11 protein-coding genes are annotated in these 15,766 nt (G+C 61.1%); 8 read left to right on the top strand and 3 right to left on the bottom strand.

Features of this window, described 5'->3' with window-relative positions; genetic code table 11:
- The first annotated feature begins 76 nt into the window (after positions 1-76).
- Positions 77-1,051 carry a cysteine synthase A gene (gene cysK, locus KVQ74_RS12400; protein ID WP_217831371.1) on the top strand — a complete coding sequence of 325 codons (975 nt, stop codon included), beginning with the start codon at positions 77-79 and terminating at the stop codon, positions 1,049-1,051.
- 226 nt (positions 1,052-1,277) lie between these two features.
- A complete protein-coding gene (locus tag KVQ74_RS12395) occupies positions 1,278-2,216 on the top strand; it encodes an aspartyl/asparaginyl beta-hydroxylase domain-containing protein (protein WP_217831370.1) in 939 nt (312 codons plus the stop codon).
- Positions 2,217-2,487: 271 nt separating this feature from the next.
- Here the strand turns inward: KVQ74_RS12395 and KVQ74_RS12390 are convergent, their stop codons facing one another.
- The gene (locus tag KVQ74_RS12390) at positions 2,488-3,021 is read right to left on the bottom strand and encodes a hypothetical protein (protein ID WP_217831514.1); all 534 of its coding nucleotides are present in this window, start codon (positions 3,019-3,021) and stop codon (positions 2,488-2,490) included.
- A gap of 449 nt (positions 3,022-3,470) precedes the next feature.
- Here KVQ74_RS12390 and KVQ74_RS12385 point away from each other — a divergent pair, with 449 nt between their 5' ends.
- Entirely contained in the window at positions 3,471-4,334 is an 864-nt protein-coding gene (locus KVQ74_RS12385) for a DMT family transporter (RefSeq protein WP_217831369.1), read from the top strand.
- Between the two features lie 75 nt (positions 4,335-4,409).
- Here the strand turns inward: KVQ74_RS12385 and KVQ74_RS12380 are convergent, their stop codons facing one another.
- Both KVQ74_RS12380 and KVQ74_RS12375 read right to left on the bottom strand, forming a co-directional pair.
- Complete coding sequence (locus KVQ74_RS12380; protein WP_217831368.1) at positions 4,410-5,318, bottom strand: DMT family transporter; 909 nt, start codon at positions 5,316-5,318, stop codon at positions 4,410-4,412.
- Between the two features lie 84 nt (positions 5,319-5,402).
- Complete coding sequence (locus KVQ74_RS12375) at positions 5,403-6,959, bottom strand: methyl-accepting chemotaxis protein (protein WP_404822676.1); 1,557 nt, start codon at positions 6,957-6,959, stop codon at positions 5,403-5,405.
- A gap of 478 nt (positions 6,960-7,437) precedes the next feature.
- Here KVQ74_RS12375 and aceK point away from each other — a divergent pair, with 478 nt between their 5' ends.
- The 5 genes from aceK (at position 7,438) to KVQ74_RS12350 (ending at position 15,663) form a co-directional block, all read left to right on the top strand.
- Positions 7,438-9,159, top strand: coding sequence for a bifunctional isocitrate dehydrogenase kinase/phosphatase (aceK, locus tag KVQ74_RS12370; protein ID WP_217831366.1), 1,722 nt, complete (start codon positions 7,438-7,440; stop codon positions 9,157-9,159).
- A gap of 261 nt (positions 9,160-9,420) precedes the next feature.
- Positions 9,421-13,332 carry an ATP-dependent RNA helicase HrpA gene (gene hrpA / locus KVQ74_RS12365; RefSeq protein WP_217831365.1) on the top strand — a complete coding sequence of 1,304 codons (3,912 nt, stop codon included), beginning with the start codon at positions 9,421-9,423 and terminating at the stop codon, positions 13,330-13,332.
- 231 nt (positions 13,333-13,563) lie between these two features.
- The gene (locus KVQ74_RS12360; RefSeq protein ID WP_217831364.1) at positions 13,564-14,685 is read left to right on the top strand and encodes a beta-ketoacyl-ACP synthase III; all 1,122 of its coding nucleotides are present in this window, start codon (positions 13,564-13,566) and stop codon (positions 14,683-14,685) included.
- A 136-nt stretch (positions 14,686-14,821) separates the two neighbouring features.
- On the top strand, positions 14,822-15,433 hold the full coding sequence (locus KVQ74_RS12355) for an RNA polymerase sigma factor (protein ID WP_217831363.1): 612 nt from the start codon (positions 14,822-14,824) through the stop codon (positions 15,431-15,433).
- Entirely contained in the window at positions 15,427-15,663 is a 237-nt protein-coding gene (locus KVQ74_RS12350) for an anti-sigma factor family protein (protein WP_217831362.1), read from the top strand. The genes KVQ74_RS12355 and KVQ74_RS12350 overlap by 7 nt, the downstream gene beginning before the upstream one ends.
- The last annotated feature ends 103 nt before the right edge of the window (positions 15,664-15,766 follow it).

Here is a 15,766-nt window from a genome sequence, read left to right as displayed (position 1 = left end):
TTCGACCCGACTGGACTGACAGGGGCAACAGGCTTACCTTGGAGCGCTGAATTCAACGCTGCTTAAGGACCCGGTCATGAGCCGTATTTTTGCTGACAACGCCCATTCCATCGGCAATACGCCGCTGGTGCAGATCAACCGTATTGCGCCGCGTGGCGTGACTATCCTGGCGAAGATCGAAGGGCGTAACCCCGGTTACTCGGTCAAGTGCCGGATCGGCGCGAACATGATCTGGGACGCCGAAAGTAGCGGCAGGCTCAAGCCGGGCATGACCATCGTCGAGCCGACCTCGGGCAACACCGGTATCGGCCTGGCCTTTGTGGCCGCTGCCCGTGGTTACAAACTGATGCTGACCATGCCGGCTTCGATGAGCATCGAACGACGTAAAGTTCTCAAGGCCCTTGGCGCAGAGCTGGTGTTGACCGAGCCGGCGAAGGGCATGAAAGGTGCGATCGATAAAGCGACCGAGATTGTCGCCAGCGACCCGAACCAATATTTCATGCCGGCGCAGTTCGATAACCCGGCCAACCCGGCGATCCACGAGAAGACCACCGGCCCGGAAATCTGGAACGACACCGACGGCGCCGTCGACGTGCTGGTGGCGGGTGTCGGCACCGGCGGAACCATCACCGGCGTTTCGCGGTATATCAAGAATACCCAGGGTAAACCGATTCTCTCGGTGGCCGTGGAACCGACGGCTTCCCCGGTGATTACCCAGGCCCTGGCGGGCGAAGAGATCAAACCGAGCCCGCACAAGATCCAGGGCATCGGTGCCGGTTTTGTGCCGAAGAACCTGGATCTGTCGATGGTGGACCGCGTTGAGCAGGTCACCGACGACGAGTCCAAGGCCATGGCGCTGCGCCTGATGCAGGAGGAGGGAATTTTGTGCGGAATTTCTTGCGGGGCTGCGATGGCGGTTGCCGTTCGTCTGGCGGAAACCCCGGAAATGCAGGGCAAGACCATTGTCGTGGTGCTGCCGGATTCCGGTGAGCGTTATCTGTCGAGCATGCTGTTCAGCGACCTGTTCACCGAGCAGGAGACCCAGCAATAAGCCGTTGAGCCAGGGATCGCAACCCAACGCTGCGATCCATTGATCTTCATGATCCATGTCAGCCAGGGTTCAGGACTCATATGTTAATAAGTGCTTTGTTGCGCAATCCTTAATACTGAATCTTGGGTTTGGCGGGTGTTTCCCGGCGCCGGTAGTGTTTATCATGGCCGGCTGCCATGCCGGGTAAATGGCGTTGTGCAGCGTGTCTTTTTTCAAGGAGTTGTTGATGACCTTTCCTTTAGCCGCCAAGGCGTTGGTGCTGTTGCTGTTTCTGGGCAGCACTCTCTATGTGCATTTGCGCGGCAAGGCGCGTTTGCCAGTACTGCGTCAGTTCGTCAACCACTCGGCATTGTTCGCCCCGTACAACGCCTTGATGTACCTGTTCTCCGGCGTGCCGTCCAAGCCTTATCTGGATCGCAGCAAATTCCCCGAACTGGATGTGTTGCGCGACAACTGGGAAACCATCCGCGACGAAGCCATGCACCTGTTTGACGAGGGTTACATCCGCGCCGCCGAGAAGAATAACGACGCCGGGTTCGGTTCGTTCTTCAAGAAAGGCTGGAAGCGTTTCTACCTCAAGTGGTACGACAAACCGCTTCCGTCGGCCGAGACCCTGTGCCCGAAAACCGTGGCGCTGGTCAGCGCGATTCCCAATGTGAAGGGGGCGATGTTCGCGTTGCTGCCGGGCGGAAGTCACCTCAACCCGCACCGCGATCCGTTTGCCGGTTCCCTGCGTTATCACCTCGGGCTGTCGACACCGAACTCCGACGATTGTCGGATCTTCGTCGACGGCCAGGTCTACGCCTGGCGCGACGGTGAAGACGTGATGTTCGATGAAACCTACGTGCACTGGGTCAAGAACGAAACCGACAAGACCCGCGTCATCCTGTTCTGCGACATCGAACGGCCGCTAAGCAACCGCCTCATGACCCGCATCAACCGCTTCATCAGCGGCTGGCTGGGTCGGGCCACGGCACCGCAGAACCTCGACGACGAACGCGTCGGCGGGATCAATCAGGCGTATGCGTGGAGCAAGAACTTCAGCGACAAGTTCAGCGGCGTGGTCAAACAGTGGAAACGCCGTAATCCCAAGGCCTATCGCGTGATGCGGCCGGTGCTGGCGGTGGCGGTGTTGACGTTGTTGGGGTACTGGCTGTTTGGTTGAGGCTGGATGCAATAAAAAAGCCGCTCTTAGTGAGCGGTTTTTTTATGCAGGGAAAGCGAACGAGGCGCCGGCGAGAACCCCCCCAGGTTCCTCAACGGCGGGATTTGCTAATGCCTCTCTGATTCGCTGCAACTCCCTTTCAGACAATTCTTCACAAGAGCGCTTTCTATCGGCTCTGGTCGATGGGGGGGCTGAGACTTTGTTTTCAACGACAGCTTTCATGGCGTTCCCGACATTGATCATTAAATGAACAGGTTTCCCGATACTAGTCTTAGTCAATAAGCTTCACAAGCCGACCCTCTGTATCGAACTCAAAACCCAGTTGTCGATAAAGAGCAATCACTCCCGGGAGAGGTTCCTGAATTTCGATTTGCTTGCTGCCAATGATCCGCGCGAAGTGAGTGACGGCGGTCAAAGCAAACGTCGCTACGCGGCTCTTGAGCGGGTGATCGTTTCCCGGCTTGCCTTCCAGGCGTACGATTTTGACGCGCAACCGGCTTTGATTGGGATTTGCAAAGCAGAGTCCGCATAGCTCCTGATCAAACCAGATTGCCAGATCGAAGCCCATGGGTTCTCTGGCTTTCCACCTGACAACTTCCTGCCAGGAGAAATGAGGATCAAGCCATTCGTCATAGGCATTCAGTGCCAAGGCATCGATCGCTTCAAAGCGAACTCTGGAATGATCGACATCCACAATCCCTCGCTGCGCCAAATCGTTCTGTAGTTTTGCGAAAGTAATACCGGCCTGTTTCCTGGCCTGTGACCGATACAACTGATACCGCAAATATGTCCGTTCCCTTGGCATGTGATCTCTTGCATTCCCTGTACCCCGTCGTTGGGCGCTGCCGTTGCCAATCAGCCTATTCACCTCCCTGTGGCCTGTCGCTGCTGGCCCTTTGTCCAAGTCGTTGCAATCCATGTCCGGTGCTGGTTATAGTCGGCGCTCGTGAGTCGCATGACCCACTTTTCCTCCCTCGAAAAAGATCAGCCCAAATGCCTGCATCCCTCATCAACGCGGTAGTCGATTCAGCGGTCAACGCTGGCGTCGTGCCGTGCGGGAATCAGCAGCCTGTGCAGATCAGTCATTACCCTCCACCTGTCAGTAGCACGCCGGTGTGCGCAGTCGTATCACCGCCGGGCGTTGGCGTTTCGGGCTGATCGGCGTTTTCTGCTGACCCCTGTGCCCGCCTGAACAAACCTACTGAATTTCAGCTTCGGCTGAGTTGGCCATGTGCCTGACTACAGGTGGTATTCATGTTTGTCCTTTCGAAAAAGTCCGCGCTCGCGGCGACGTCCACGAGCCTGTTCGTTCTGCTGTGGAGCAGCGGGGCGATTTTCTCCAAGTGGGGCCTGGCCCATGCCTCGCCCTTTGCGTTCTTGCTGTTTCGCTTCGCCATTGCCCTCTGTGGACTGGTGCTGCTGGCGCCGTTGCTCAAACTGAAATTGCCCAAGGGCGGCAAGCCGATGCTGTATGCGATTGCCACCGGCGTGGTGTTGTTGGGGGCTTATCAGATCTTTTATCTGCTGGCCCTGGACTGCAAAGTCACGCCGGGGGTGATGGCGACCATCATGGGCGTGCAGCCGATCCTGACCGTGGTGCTGATGGAGCGCCAGCGTTCGGCGAGCCGGATGTTCGGTCTGGCGCTGGGCCTGGCCGGACTGATCATGGTGGTGTATCAGGGCATCGGTCTGGCCGGGATGTCCTGGGCGGGCATGCTGTTCGGTTTGCTGGCGCTGGCGAGCATGACGTTCGGCTCGATCATGCAGAAACGCATCACCGACAATCCCCTCGGCACGCTGCCGGTGCAGTACCTGGCGGGGCTGTTGCTGTGCGGGATTTTCGTGCCGTTCCAGCCGTTTCACTTCGAACACGGCAGCGGTTTCATCGTGCCGGTGCTGTGGATGGGCCTGGTGGTGTCAGTGCTGGCGACGCTGTTGCTTTATCGCCTGATCGCGCGGGGCAATCTGGTCAATGTCACCAGCTTGTTCTACCTGGTGCCGGCGGTGACGGCCGTGATGGACTACCTGATTTTCGGCAATCGTCTGGCCGCGTTGAGCGTGTTGGGGATGGTGTTGATCATCATTGGTCTGGCGTTTGTGTTCCGTAAGACTCAATAACCCTCGCTTCACCTTCGCGAGCAACCCGCTGTGGCGGCGGGTTTGCTCGCGAAGGCTGATTCAGCCGCGACAACGCTAGCGTACCGCCACCTCGGCCGGCTTCACCGCCGTCGGTTTCAATACCAGCCACAACGCTGCCGCAATCAACACCCCGCCATACACATGGGCCATCGACAGCGGCTCATCGAGCAGCAACGCCCCCCACAACACGCCGAATGGCGGAATCAGGAAGGTCACGGTCATCGACTTCACCGGGCCGATCGAACTGAGCAGACGGAAATACACGATGTAGGCAAACGCCGTGCAACCCAGGCCCAGGCCCAGCAGCGACAGCCAGACATTCCAGCCGCCCCAGCTTGCCGGTGGCTGGGTGGCGACGCTGTAGCCGAACAGCGGCAGCAGGAACAACGTCGCCCCGAGCATGCTGCCCAGCGCCGACAAGCGACTGTCCAGCCCGCCGGCCTGATCCAGCCAGCGCCGCGCGAGGAATCCGGCGAAACCGTAGCAAGTGGTGGCGAGCAGGCAGGCGAGGGCGCCCATCAGCAATGGCAGGTCGAATGCCACGGGACCCGCGCGCGTCAGCACGCCGACGCCGAGCAATCCGAGGAACACTCCGCCGAGCTTGGCTGCGGTCAATTTTTCGCTGAAGAACAAGCCGCCAATCAACACGCCCATCAGCGGCGTGGTGGCATTGAAGATTGCCGAATAACCGGCCGGCAGCACCTGGGCCGCCACCGAATACAGCGTCGCCGGAATGCCCGAATTGATCAGGCCCAGCAGCATCACCGTCTTCAGTTTGCCCTTGAAGTCCCAGCTGATACGCATCAGACCGAGGATCACCAGCAGACCGACGGCAGCGATCGACACGCGGAAAAACGCCGTCGGAATCGTGCCGATCACCGGCGCGATGATGCGCATGAACAGAAAACTCGCGCCCCAGATGGCTGCCAGCGACAACAAACGGAAAATATCGACAGGGCTCACGGCGGGTCTCCTTCCTTGATCGGGACGAGAGTGTTGCCGAGCGCCCTGACGATGGCAACCGCTATTCGGGCATTTAACTTTCCGTCAGATCACAAAGCGCGTGACCAGCCCGTTCAGGTCGACCGCCAGCCGCGACAGTTCCTGGCTGGCGGCAGAGGTCTGGGTGGCACCGGCAGCGGTTTGTGTCGAGAGATCGCGGATGGTCACCAGGTTCTGATCGACCTCGCGCGCGACCAGTGCCTGTTGCTCGGCGGCGCTGGCGATCACCAAGTTGCGCTGGTTGATCTGCGAGATCGACGCGGTGATTTTCTCCAGCGCCTGTCCGGCACTGTTGGCACGGCGCAAGGTATGGCCAGCCTGTTCGGCACTGCTTTGCAGCGCGCCGACGGTGGCGCCGGTGCCTTGCTGGATGCTGCTGATCATTAGCTCGATTTCTTCCGTGGAGTTCTGCGTGCGCTGCGCCAGCGAGCGCACTTCATCGGCCACCACCGCAAATCCGCGCCCGGCCTCACCGGCCCGCGCCGCTTCGATGGCGGCGTTGAGCGCCAGCAGATTGGTCTGCCCGGCGATGCCGCGAATCACTTCGAGCACTTTGCTGATGTCCTGCGCCTGCGTCGCAAGGCCTTCGGCACGTTCCGAGGCACCGAGTACCGCGCTGACCAGTTCCTGGATCGAGCTGATGGTTTCGCTGACCTGCACATGCCCGTGCTTGCTGTCCTCGTTCGACGCCTCGGACGCTTCAGCGCTGGACACCGCGTTGGCCGCGACTTCATCCACCGCCGTGCTCATCTCGGTGACGGCGGTGGCGGCCTGTTCGATCTGGTCGTTCTGCTGTTGCAGGCCACGGGTGCTTTGCTCCATCACCGAACTCATTTCCTCGGCGGCAGAGGCCAGTTGCTGCGCCGACTCGCTGATGCCACGAATGGTCGAACGCAAGTTGTTCTGCATCTCGGCCAGGGCTTCGAGCAGATGTGCCGCTTCATCCTTGCCGCTGCTGACGATCCGGCCACTGAGGTCGCCGGCCGCAATCCGCCGCGCCACGTCGAGGGCCTGATTGATCGGTGTGGTGATGCTGCGGGTCAGTTGCCAGGCCAGCAGCAGGGGGGCGACCAGAGCGATCACGATGATCGTCGTGACGATCCACAACGCCCGCTGATAACTCGCCGAGGCCGCTTTGGCGGCGGCATCCGCGCCTTGCTGATTGAGGCCGATCATCTGCTCCAGGGTTTTGTCGAGCACCGTGCCTTGCGGCGCCAGTTCAGTGCTCAGGCGGTTGTAGGCCTGTTCGTTTTGCCCGGCGTCGATATTCCCGATGATCTGGTCGAGGATGCTCAGGTACTTGGCGGTATCCGCGCTCAAGCCGTCGAGCATCAGCCGTTCCTGATCGTTGGCGACCAAGGCCTTGTGGTCGTCGAGGCGCTTGAGCAATTCCTGGCGCTGGGCCTTGAGGAGGCCTTTGCTGCGCTCGCGAACGGCAGCCTGGGTGCTGGTGATCAGGCGCAGGGATTCGAGGCGGATGCTGGCGATGTTCGCCGCGCTGTCATGAATGCTTTCGATACTGGGCATCCACGACTCCTCAATCACCGCCGCGCTTTCGCGCAGGGCTTTCATCTGGCCCAGGCCAAACAGGCCGACCACCATCAGCAGACCGGCCAAAACGGCAAAACTCAGACTGGCTCGTAAACCTATGCGCAGATTCCGAATAGACATCAATAAGCTCCTTGGGCTTTGAGAGAGAGGTCGTCCTCGTGGATCGAGGATCTTGTTGTCAGGCGGGTAGTGGCGGGCTGTATATCAAAGTGCCACTATTTTGGTAAGACCAATCCGAAAGCTCTGAGGAGGCAGATGGCCAGGCCGGCGCATTCGCAGCAAAGCCGCACGCTAGAGATGCTGGCTCGAAATTGGATCCGAAACCCGGAGAATCCGTGGGCTGGCGGCGATCTGCCGGGAGAACCCGAAAGGGCAATTGCTGACCAAACGGTCGATTAAAAAAACTTTGATAAAAACTGTGTCGTTGTACAACCCCGTCGCGCAATTGGCAGAAATTGCGCTTCTCCTGTGACCGCTTCCGTGGCTAAGCTCAGCCACGGATTTCCACATGCACGCAGAGGTTTCATCTATGCCGCAGCCATGGCCAGCCACCGACATCGCCCGCATGATCCTCGACGGCTTCGACGACTACCGCGAGCATTTCCGGCGGATCACCGATGGCGCCCGGGAACGCTTCGAACAAGCGCGCTGGCAGGAGATCCAGACGGCCTCGGCGGCACGGATCAATCTCTACGAAGAGAAGGTCAGCGAAACGGTGACGCGCCTGCGTGAGTATTTCGAGGCGCCGACGCTGATGGATGTCAGTTGCTGGCCGCTGGTGAAAAGCGCCTACATCAGCATCATCGACCTGCGCTTCGACGATGAGTTGTCTGAAACCTGGTACAACTCGATTTTCTGCGGGCTGTTCAGTCATGACCTGATCAGCGACGGCTGCATGTTCATTCACACCACCCGCCCGAGCCTGCGCCGCGCCCGGGCCGCGCAGACCCGGACCTATAAGCCTGAGGGCCAGTTGTCGGCCATGCTCGAGAAGATCTTCGCCGACTTCCGGTTCAGCGAGGATTACGCCGATCTGCCGCGCGATTTGCAGCGCCTTGAAGCGCAATTGCGCGAGAACCTGCCGGACTGGGTGTGCAAGGATCCGGAGCTGAGCGTCGAGCTGTTTTCCTCGGTGCTGTACCGCAACAAGGGCGCGTACCTGGTCGGGCGCATCTACACCCGCGATGAACAGTGGCCGCTGGTGATTCCGTTCCTGCACCGCGAAGGCCACGGCATCCAGATCGACGCGCTGATCACCGACGAAGCCGATGTGTCGATCATCTTCTCCTTCACCCGTTCGTATTTCATGGTCGATGTGCCGGTGCCGGCGGAGTTCATCGGCTTCCTGCGGCGCATTCTGCCGGGCAAGCACATCGCCGAGCTGTACACCTCGATCGGTTTCTACAAGCACGGCAAGTCGGAGTTCTACCGCGCGCTGATCAATCACCTGGCCAACACCGACGATCAATTCATCATGGCCCCCGGCGTGCGCGGCATGGTCATGAGCGTGTTCACCCTGCCGGGCTTCAACACCGTGTTCAAGATCATCAAGGACCGTTTCTCGCCGTCGAAAAACGTCGACCGCGCAACGGTGATCGAGAAATACCGCCTGGTGAAAAGCGTCGACCGGGTAGGGCGCATGGCCGATACCCAGGAGTTCGCCGATTTCCGTTTTCCGCTGAGCAAGTTCGATCCGGCATGCCTTGAGGAGTTGCTGGAAGTGGCGCCCTCCACGGTGTCGGTGGAAGGCGAAACCGTGCTGATCCGCCACTGCTGGACGGAACGGCGGATGACCCCGCTCAACCTGTACCTGGACAACGCCAACGAAGCCCAGGTGCGTGAAGCGCTGGAGGATTACGGCCTGGCGATCAAGCAACTGGCGGCGGCCAACATCTTTCCCGGCGACATGCTGCTGAAGAACTTTGGCGTCACCCGCCACGGCCGCGTGGTGTTTTACGACTACGACGAAATCTGCTTCCTCACCGAAGCCAACTTCCGCCACATCCCGCCGCCGCGCACCCCCGAGGATGAGATGGCTTCGGAGCCGTGGTATTCGATCGGGCCGCTGGATGTGTTCCCCGAAGAGTTTCCACCGTTTCTGTTTGCCGATTCGGCGCAGCGCAAACTGTTCGATCAGTTGCATGGCGAGTTGTACAACGCCGATTACTGGAAGGGTTTGCAGGAGGCGATTCGGGCGGGGAAGGTCATCGATGTTTTCCCGTACCGGCGCAAGGGTTTGGATAACGAGTAACTGCTTCCCCTCACCCCAGCCCTCTCCCGGAGGAGAGGGAGCCGACAGAGGTGTCTCACGTCCAGCGCCGACCTGAAAGACCTTGGCGATTCTGGATTTGATGAAGCTCGTTCAGGTCGGCGGAGCTGGCAAAGTTGACTCGGTCGATTCCCTCTCCCTCCGGGAGAGGGTGAGGGCTGCATTCCCCCTGACCCGCCACAAATCCGCCAAATCTGCGACAATCGCCCCCTTGCGCCACTAGACGACTGAATTGCGTACCCGATGACCGACGAATCGCCCACCATCGACAAACTGCTGAAAAACCTCGATCACGCCATGCTCGCCGACCGGCACCGGTTGCGGCGGCAGTTGCTTGAGCTGCGCAAGAAACCCGACGAGGCCAAACTGGCCCAGTGGGTCGCGCGGATGCAGGCGTCCTGCGATCAGGTGCTGGCGCGCAAGGCCAGCCTGCCGGTGATCCGTTACGACGACAGCCTGCCGATCGCGGCCAAGCGTGACGAGATCAAGAAGGCGCTGGAGAAGCATCAGGTCCTGATCATTGCCGGTGAAACCGGCTCGGGCAAAACCACGCAGTTGCCGAAAATCTGTCTGGAAATCGGTCGCGGTCAGCATGGCCTGATCGGCCACACCCAGCCACGCCGGATCGCGGCGCGCAGCGTCGCCAGCCGGGTCGCCGAAGAACTCGGTACGCCGCTTGGCTCGCTGGTCGGCTATCAGGTGCGGTTCGAGGACCAGAGCGATGCCAACACCCTGATCAAACTGATGACCGACGGCATCCTGCTGGCGGAAACCCAGAACGACCGCTACCTCGAACGCTACGACACGATCATCGTCGACGAAGCCCACGAACGCAGCCTCAACATCGACTTCCTGCTCGGCTACCTGAAGACCCTGCTGCCGCGTCGTCCGGACCTGAAAGTCATCATCACCTCGGCGACCATCGATCTGGAGCGTTTCTCCAGACACTTCGACGATGCGCCGATTGTCGAAGTGTCCGGTCGCACCTTCCCGGTGGACACCTGGTATCGCCCGCTGACCCTGGAGCAGGACGAGGAAGGCAACCGCGTCGAGGATGACCTGACGGTGGATCAGGCGATCCTCGCCAGCCTCGATGAAATCGCCGCTTATGAGCGCAGCGAACGCCGCAGCCCTGGCGATGTGCTGGTGTTCCTGCCCGGCGAGCGCGAGATTCGCGATGCGGCCGACATGCTGCGCAAGGCCCAGCTCAAGCACACGGAAATCCTGCCGCTGTACGCGCGTCTGACGCCGGCCGAGCAGCAGAAGATTTTCCAGTCCCACCCGGGCCGGCGCGTGGTGCTGGCGACCAACGTCGCCGAAACCTCGCTGACCGTGCCGGGCATCCGCTACGTGATCGACAGCGGCACCGCGCGCATCAGCCGCTACAGCTATCGCGCCAAGGTGCAGCGCCTGCCGATCGAAGCGGTTTCCCAGGCCAGCGCCAACCAGCGCAAAGGTCGCTGCGGGCGGGTCGAGCCGGGCATTTGCATTCGTCTGTACAGCGAGGAAGATTTCCTCGCCCGCCCGGAATTCACCGATCCGGAAATCCTGCGCACCAACCTCGCGGCTGTCATTTTGCAGATGCTCCATCTGCGCCTCGGTGAAATCACCGCGTTCCCGTTTATCGAGCCGCCGGACGGCAAGGCGATCAGCGACGGTTTCAACCTGCTGCAAGAGCTCTCGGCGGTGGACCGCAACAGTCAGCTGACGCCGCTCGGCCGCCAGTTGGCGCGCCTGCCGGTGGACCCGCGCATGGGCCGGATGCTGCTCGAAGCGGCGAAGCTCGGCAGCCTCCAGGAAGTGCTGATCGTCGCCAGCGCCATGTCGATCCAGGATCCGCGCGAGCGTCCGCCGGAGCGTCAGCAAGCGGCGGATCAGGCCCACGCGCAATGGAAGGACGCCGATTCCGACTTCGCCGCGCTGGTCAATCTGTGGCGTGGTTTCGAAGAGCAGCGTCAGGCGCTGACCGCCAATCCGCTGCGCAACTGGTGCCGCAAGAATTTCCTCAACTACCTGCGTTTGCGCGAGTGGCGCGACTCCCATCGGCAGTTGGCGCTGATCTGCCGCGACCTGCAACTGAGCGTCAATAAAGAGCCGGCGGATTATCCGAAGCTGCACAAGGCGGTGCTGGTCGGCCTGCTCAGCCAGATCGGCCAGAAAACCGAGGACGGCGATTACCTCGGCGCCCGCCAGCGGCGCTTCTGGATTCACCCGTCATCCGGGATCGGTCGCAAGCGTCCGCAATGGGTGATGACCGCCGAACTGGTGGAAACCACCAAGCTCTACGCGCGAATGGTGGCGAAGATCGATGCCGACTGGATCGAGCCGTTGGCCGGGCATCTGATCAAGAAAAACCATTTTGAACCGCACTGGGAAAAGAAGCGTGGCCAGGTCGTGGCGTTCGAGCAGATCACGCTGTTCGGACTGATCGTGGTCGGTCGCCGGCCGGTGCATTACGGCCCCGTGGACCCAGTGGTTTCCCGCGAGCTGTTCATCCGCGAAGGCCTGGTGCGCGGCGAGATTCAGTCCCGGGCCAAGTGCCTGAGCGCCAACAAGCAACTGCTGGAGCAACTCGACGAACTGGAAGCCAAGGCCCGCCGTCGCGACATTCTGGCCGACGAGGAAACCCTGTACGCCTTCTACGATGCGCGGTTGCCGGCGGAGATTCACCAGACCGCGACCTTCGACAGTTGGTATCGGGTCAACAGCCAGAAGAATCCGCAGTTGCTGATCATGCGCGAAGAGGACGTGCTGGCCCGCGAGGCCAGCGAAGTCACCGCGCGGGATTACCCGGACACTCTGCACATCGGCGATCTGGAGCTGGCGCTCACTTATCACTTCGAGCCCAATCACCCGCGCGATGGCGTGACCCTGCGTGTGCCGGCACCACTGTTGCCGATGCTGCCGCCGGAGCGTCTGGAATGGCTGGTTCCGGGACTGATCGAGGCCAAGTGCATCGCGCTGGTGCGCAATCTGCCCAAGGCGCTGCGCAAGAACTTCGTGCCGGTGCCGGACTTCGTCAAAGCCGCGTTGCAGCGCATGACCTTCGCCGAAGGCTCGTTGCCGCAGACGCTGGGCCGTGAACTGTTGCGCATGACCGGTGCGCGGGTCAGTGATGAGGCGTGGGCGGAAGCGGCGCAGCAGGTCGAGGGGCATCTGCGGATGAACCTGGAAATCGTCGACGGCCAGGGCAAGTTCCTGGGCGAAGGGCGCGATCTGGCCGAACTGACCGCGCGTTTCGCCGAAGCCAGCCAGGCGGCATTGGCCGTGCCGCAGAGCGCGAAAAGCCAGCAACCGGTGGAGGCCAAGGTCTTCGCTGCGGTGGCGCAAAAGACTCAACAGAAGATTGCCGGCCTGTCGATGACGGTCTATCCGGCGCTGGTGGAAGAGGGCGGCACGGTCAAGGAAGGGCGTTTCTCGACCCCGGCCGAAGCCGAGTTCCAGCACCGTCGCGCATTGCAGCGTCTGCTCTTGCAGCAATTGGCCGAGCCGGCCAGATTTCTGCGCGGCAAGTTGCCGGGGCTGACTGAGCTGGGCTTGCTCTACCGTGAGCTGGGCCGCGTCGATGCGCTGGTCGAAGACATTCTGCTGGCCAGCCTCGATAGCTGCATCCTCGAGGGTGAAGATCCGCTGCCTCGCGATGGCGCCGGTCTGGCGTCGCTGGCCGAGCGCAAGCGTGGCAGTTGGTCCGAACACGCCGACCGCGTCGCGCGCCTGACGCTGGAGATCCTCAAGCTCTGGCACGGCCTGCAAAAACGCTTCAAGGGCAAGATCGATCTGGCCCAGGCCGTGGCGCTGAATGACATCAAGCAGCAGCTCAGCCAACTGGTCTATCCGGGCTTTGTCCGGGAAACGCCGATGGTCTGGCTCAAGGAGCTGCCGCGTTACCTGAAAGCGGTCGAGCAGCGTTTCGAAAAACTCGCAGCCCAGGTGCAGAAAGATCGGGTCTGGAGCGGCGAACTGGCCGGCCTCTGGACGCAATACCAGACGCGCGCGGCCAAACACGCCCAGGAAGGCAAACGCGATCCGCAACTCGAGTTGTACCGCTGGTGGCTAGAGGAATACCGGGTTTCCCTGTTCGCCCAGCAGTTGGGCACCAAGGCGCCGATCTCCGACAAGCGTCTGAGCAAGCAGTGGAGCCAGGTCGAGGCTTGAGGCTTGTACGCCCCCGTGTGGGGGCGGTGTGCTTGAGAATGGGGCCAAAACCTCGGGTTTATGGCAAACTTCGCGACCATAAACGCCGCTTTCGCGACCCAGAGCCCTCGGCCCGGTCACAAAACGGCGCAGAGCGATGCCGGATTTGCGTCCCCGGGATGGGAATAGACCCTTTGTGTGTTGGTACGTCGGTGCCAGCGCTTTCTGCCTGAACAGATTAGAGAAACGACCATGCATAACGTCGTCATCAGCGGCACCGGCCTGTTTACCCCGGCCAACAGCATCTCCAACGAAGAGCTGGTGCAGTCTTTCAATACCTACGTCGCGCAGTTCAATGCCGACAACGCCGACGCCATTGCCCGTGGCGAAATCGAGGCCCTGACCGAATCCAGCGCCGCCTTCATTGAAAAGGCCTCCGGGATCAAGAGCCGCTTTGTCATGGACAAGGAAGGCATTCTCGACCCGCAGCGCATGGCGCCACGCCTGCCGGAGCGTTCCAACGACGAATGGTCGGTGCTCTGCCAGATGGCGATCGGTGCTGCCGAACAAGCCCTGCAGCGCGCCGGCAAGACGGCCGCCGACATCGATGGCGTGATCGTCGCCTGCTCCAACCTGCAACGTGCCTACCCGGCCATCGCCATCGAAGTCCAGGAAGCACTGGGCATCCAGGGGTTCGGCTTCGACATGAACGTCGCCTGCTCGTCGGCGACCTTCGGGATTCAGGCCGCCGCCAACAGCGTGCAACTGGGCCAGGCCCGGGCGATCCTGATGGTCAACCCGGAAGTCTGCACCGGTCACCTGAACTTCCGTGATCGCGACAGCCACTTCATCTTTGGTGATGCCGCCACGGCCGTGGTCATCGAGCGCGCCGACCTCGCCACCTCCCAGTACCAGTTCGACGTGGTCAGCACCAAGCTGCTGACCAAGTTCTCCAACAACATCCGCAACAACTTCGGCTTCCTCAACCGCGCGGCGGAAGAGGGCATCGGCGCCCGCGACAAGCTGTTCGTGCAGGAAGGCCGCAAGGTGTTCAAGGACGTTTGCCCTATGGTCGCCGAGCTGATCGGTGAGCATCTGCAAGAGAACCAGCTCAACGTTGGCGACGTGAAGCGTTTCTGGCTGCACCAGGCCAACCTGAGCATGAATCACCTGATCGTGCGCAAGCTGCTGGGCCGCGAGGCCACCGCAGAAGAAGCCCCGGTGATCCTCGACACTTACGCCAACACCAGCTCCGCCGGCTCGGTGATTGCCTTCCACAAAAACCAGGACGACCTGGCGGCCGGTTCGCTGGCGGTGCTGAGTTCGTTCGGTGCCGGTTATTCGATCGGCAGCGTGATCTTGCGCAAGCGTTAAGAGACGGCTTCATTTCCTCTTAATCGCGCTGACCTTTCCTACATCCGGATCGGCGCGAACGCTGTAATTTTCGGAAGTGGCGGCAGGAGAGATCCTGCCGTTATTATTTTCGGAGTCGGGACAAGGGGATTGATGGATGGCGGCTGACGACACCCAACTGCTTGCGCGCTTGCTGGCAGGTGAGCAAAAGGCTTTCAAGGAACTGGTCACCACTTATCAGAGTGCGATGCGCGCGGTGGCGTATGCCATTGTCGGTCAGCGGCATGTCGAGGAGGTGGTACAGGACGCCTGGTTGTCGGTGGTGCGCCATATCGGCAGCTTCGAAGGCCGCTCCAGCCTCAAGACCTGGCTGCTGACCATCACCGCCAACTCGGCCAAGGGCCGGTACAGGCTCAATCGCCGCGAAGTGCTGCTCGATGACCTGCCATCGCCCCACGGCACCATCGATGACGACCGCTTTTCCCCCGGCGACGGCCACTGGCTGGTTGCGCCGTTTGCCTGGCACCAGGACACGCCCGAAGCCTTGCTGACCGAAAGCGAACTGCGCGAATGCCTGGAGCACACGCTGCTGAGCCTGTCGGAGCTGCAAAGCAGCGTACTGCTGTTGCGCGAGCGTCAGGGCCTGGAGCTGGAAGAGATCTGTAATCTTCTGGAGATCTCGCTCTCCAATGTCCGCGTGCTGCTGCATCGGGCACGTCTGAAGGTCTTCGCGACCGTGGAACATTTTGAGGAGACCGGAGAATGTTGACCTGCAAGGAGCAAGTGGCACGATCCAGCGATTATCTCGACGGCCAATTGAGCTTTCGCGAGAAGCTGATGGTGCGCCATCACCTGTTGTTCTGCCCCAATTGCCGGCGTTTCATTCGTCAGATGCGGCTGATGCAGGCGACGTTGCGAGCGATGCCGGAACGACCATCGGATGATGTCGATGAGCTGGCGGCGCGCCTGGCGGCGCAGCGGCGGGACGACAGTCCCTAGGAAATGAAGCCTGGCGCGGCTGCGGCGGACGGATGATGGGGACCGCCGCAGCCGCGCCAGACTATTGAAACACCTCAAGCGATGCACCCGGATGAGAAGCGCA

It is taken from the genome of Pseudomonas botevensis, from assembly GCF_019145475.1.
In the GTDB taxonomy this organism is placed as follows: Bacteria; Pseudomonadota; Gammaproteobacteria; order Pseudomonadales; family Pseudomonadaceae; genus Aquipseudomonas; species Aquipseudomonas botevensis.
Note: the sequence above shows the minus strand (reverse complement) of the source record. Positions and strands in the feature narration are given on the sequence as shown.

What these genes read in the sequence shown, in the direction of transcription:
- cysK (WP_217831371.1), top strand. Translation starts at nt 77, where the DNA reads ATGAGCCGTATTTTTGCTGACAACGCCCATTCCATCGGCAATACGCCG.
- KVQ74_RS12395 (WP_217831370.1), top strand. Translation starts at nt 1,278, where the DNA reads ATGACCTTTCCTTTAGCCGCCAAGGCGTTGGTGCTGTTGCTGTTTCTG.
- KVQ74_RS12390 (WP_217831514.1), bottom strand. Translation starts at nt 3,021, where the DNA reads ATGCCAAGGGAACGGACATATTTGCGGTATCAGTTGTATCGGTCACAG.
- KVQ74_RS12385 (WP_217831369.1), top strand. Translation starts at nt 3,471, where the DNA reads ATGTTTGTCCTTTCGAAAAAGTCCGCGCTCGCGGCGACGTCCACGAGC.
- KVQ74_RS12375 (WP_404822676.1), bottom strand. Translation starts at nt 6,959, where the DNA reads ATGGTGGTCGGCCTGTTTGGCCTGGGCCAGATGAAAGCCCTGCGCGAA.
- aceK (WP_217831366.1), top strand. Translation starts at nt 7,438, where the DNA reads ATGCCGCAGCCATGGCCAGCCACCGACATCGCCCGCATGATCCTCGAC.
- hrpA (WP_217831365.1), top strand. Translation starts at nt 9,421, where the DNA reads ATGACCGACGAATCGCCCACCATCGACAAACTGCTGAAAAACCTCGAT.
- KVQ74_RS12360 (WP_217831364.1), top strand. Translation starts at nt 13,564, where the DNA reads ATGCATAACGTCGTCATCAGCGGCACCGGCCTGTTTACCCCGGCCAAC.
- KVQ74_RS12355 (WP_217831363.1), top strand. Translation starts at nt 14,822, where the DNA reads ATGGCGGCTGACGACACCCAACTGCTTGCGCGCTTGCTGGCAGGTGAG.
- KVQ74_RS12350 (WP_217831362.1), top strand. Translation starts at nt 15,427, where the DNA reads ATGTTGACCTGCAAGGAGCAAGTGGCACGATCCAGCGATTATCTCGAC.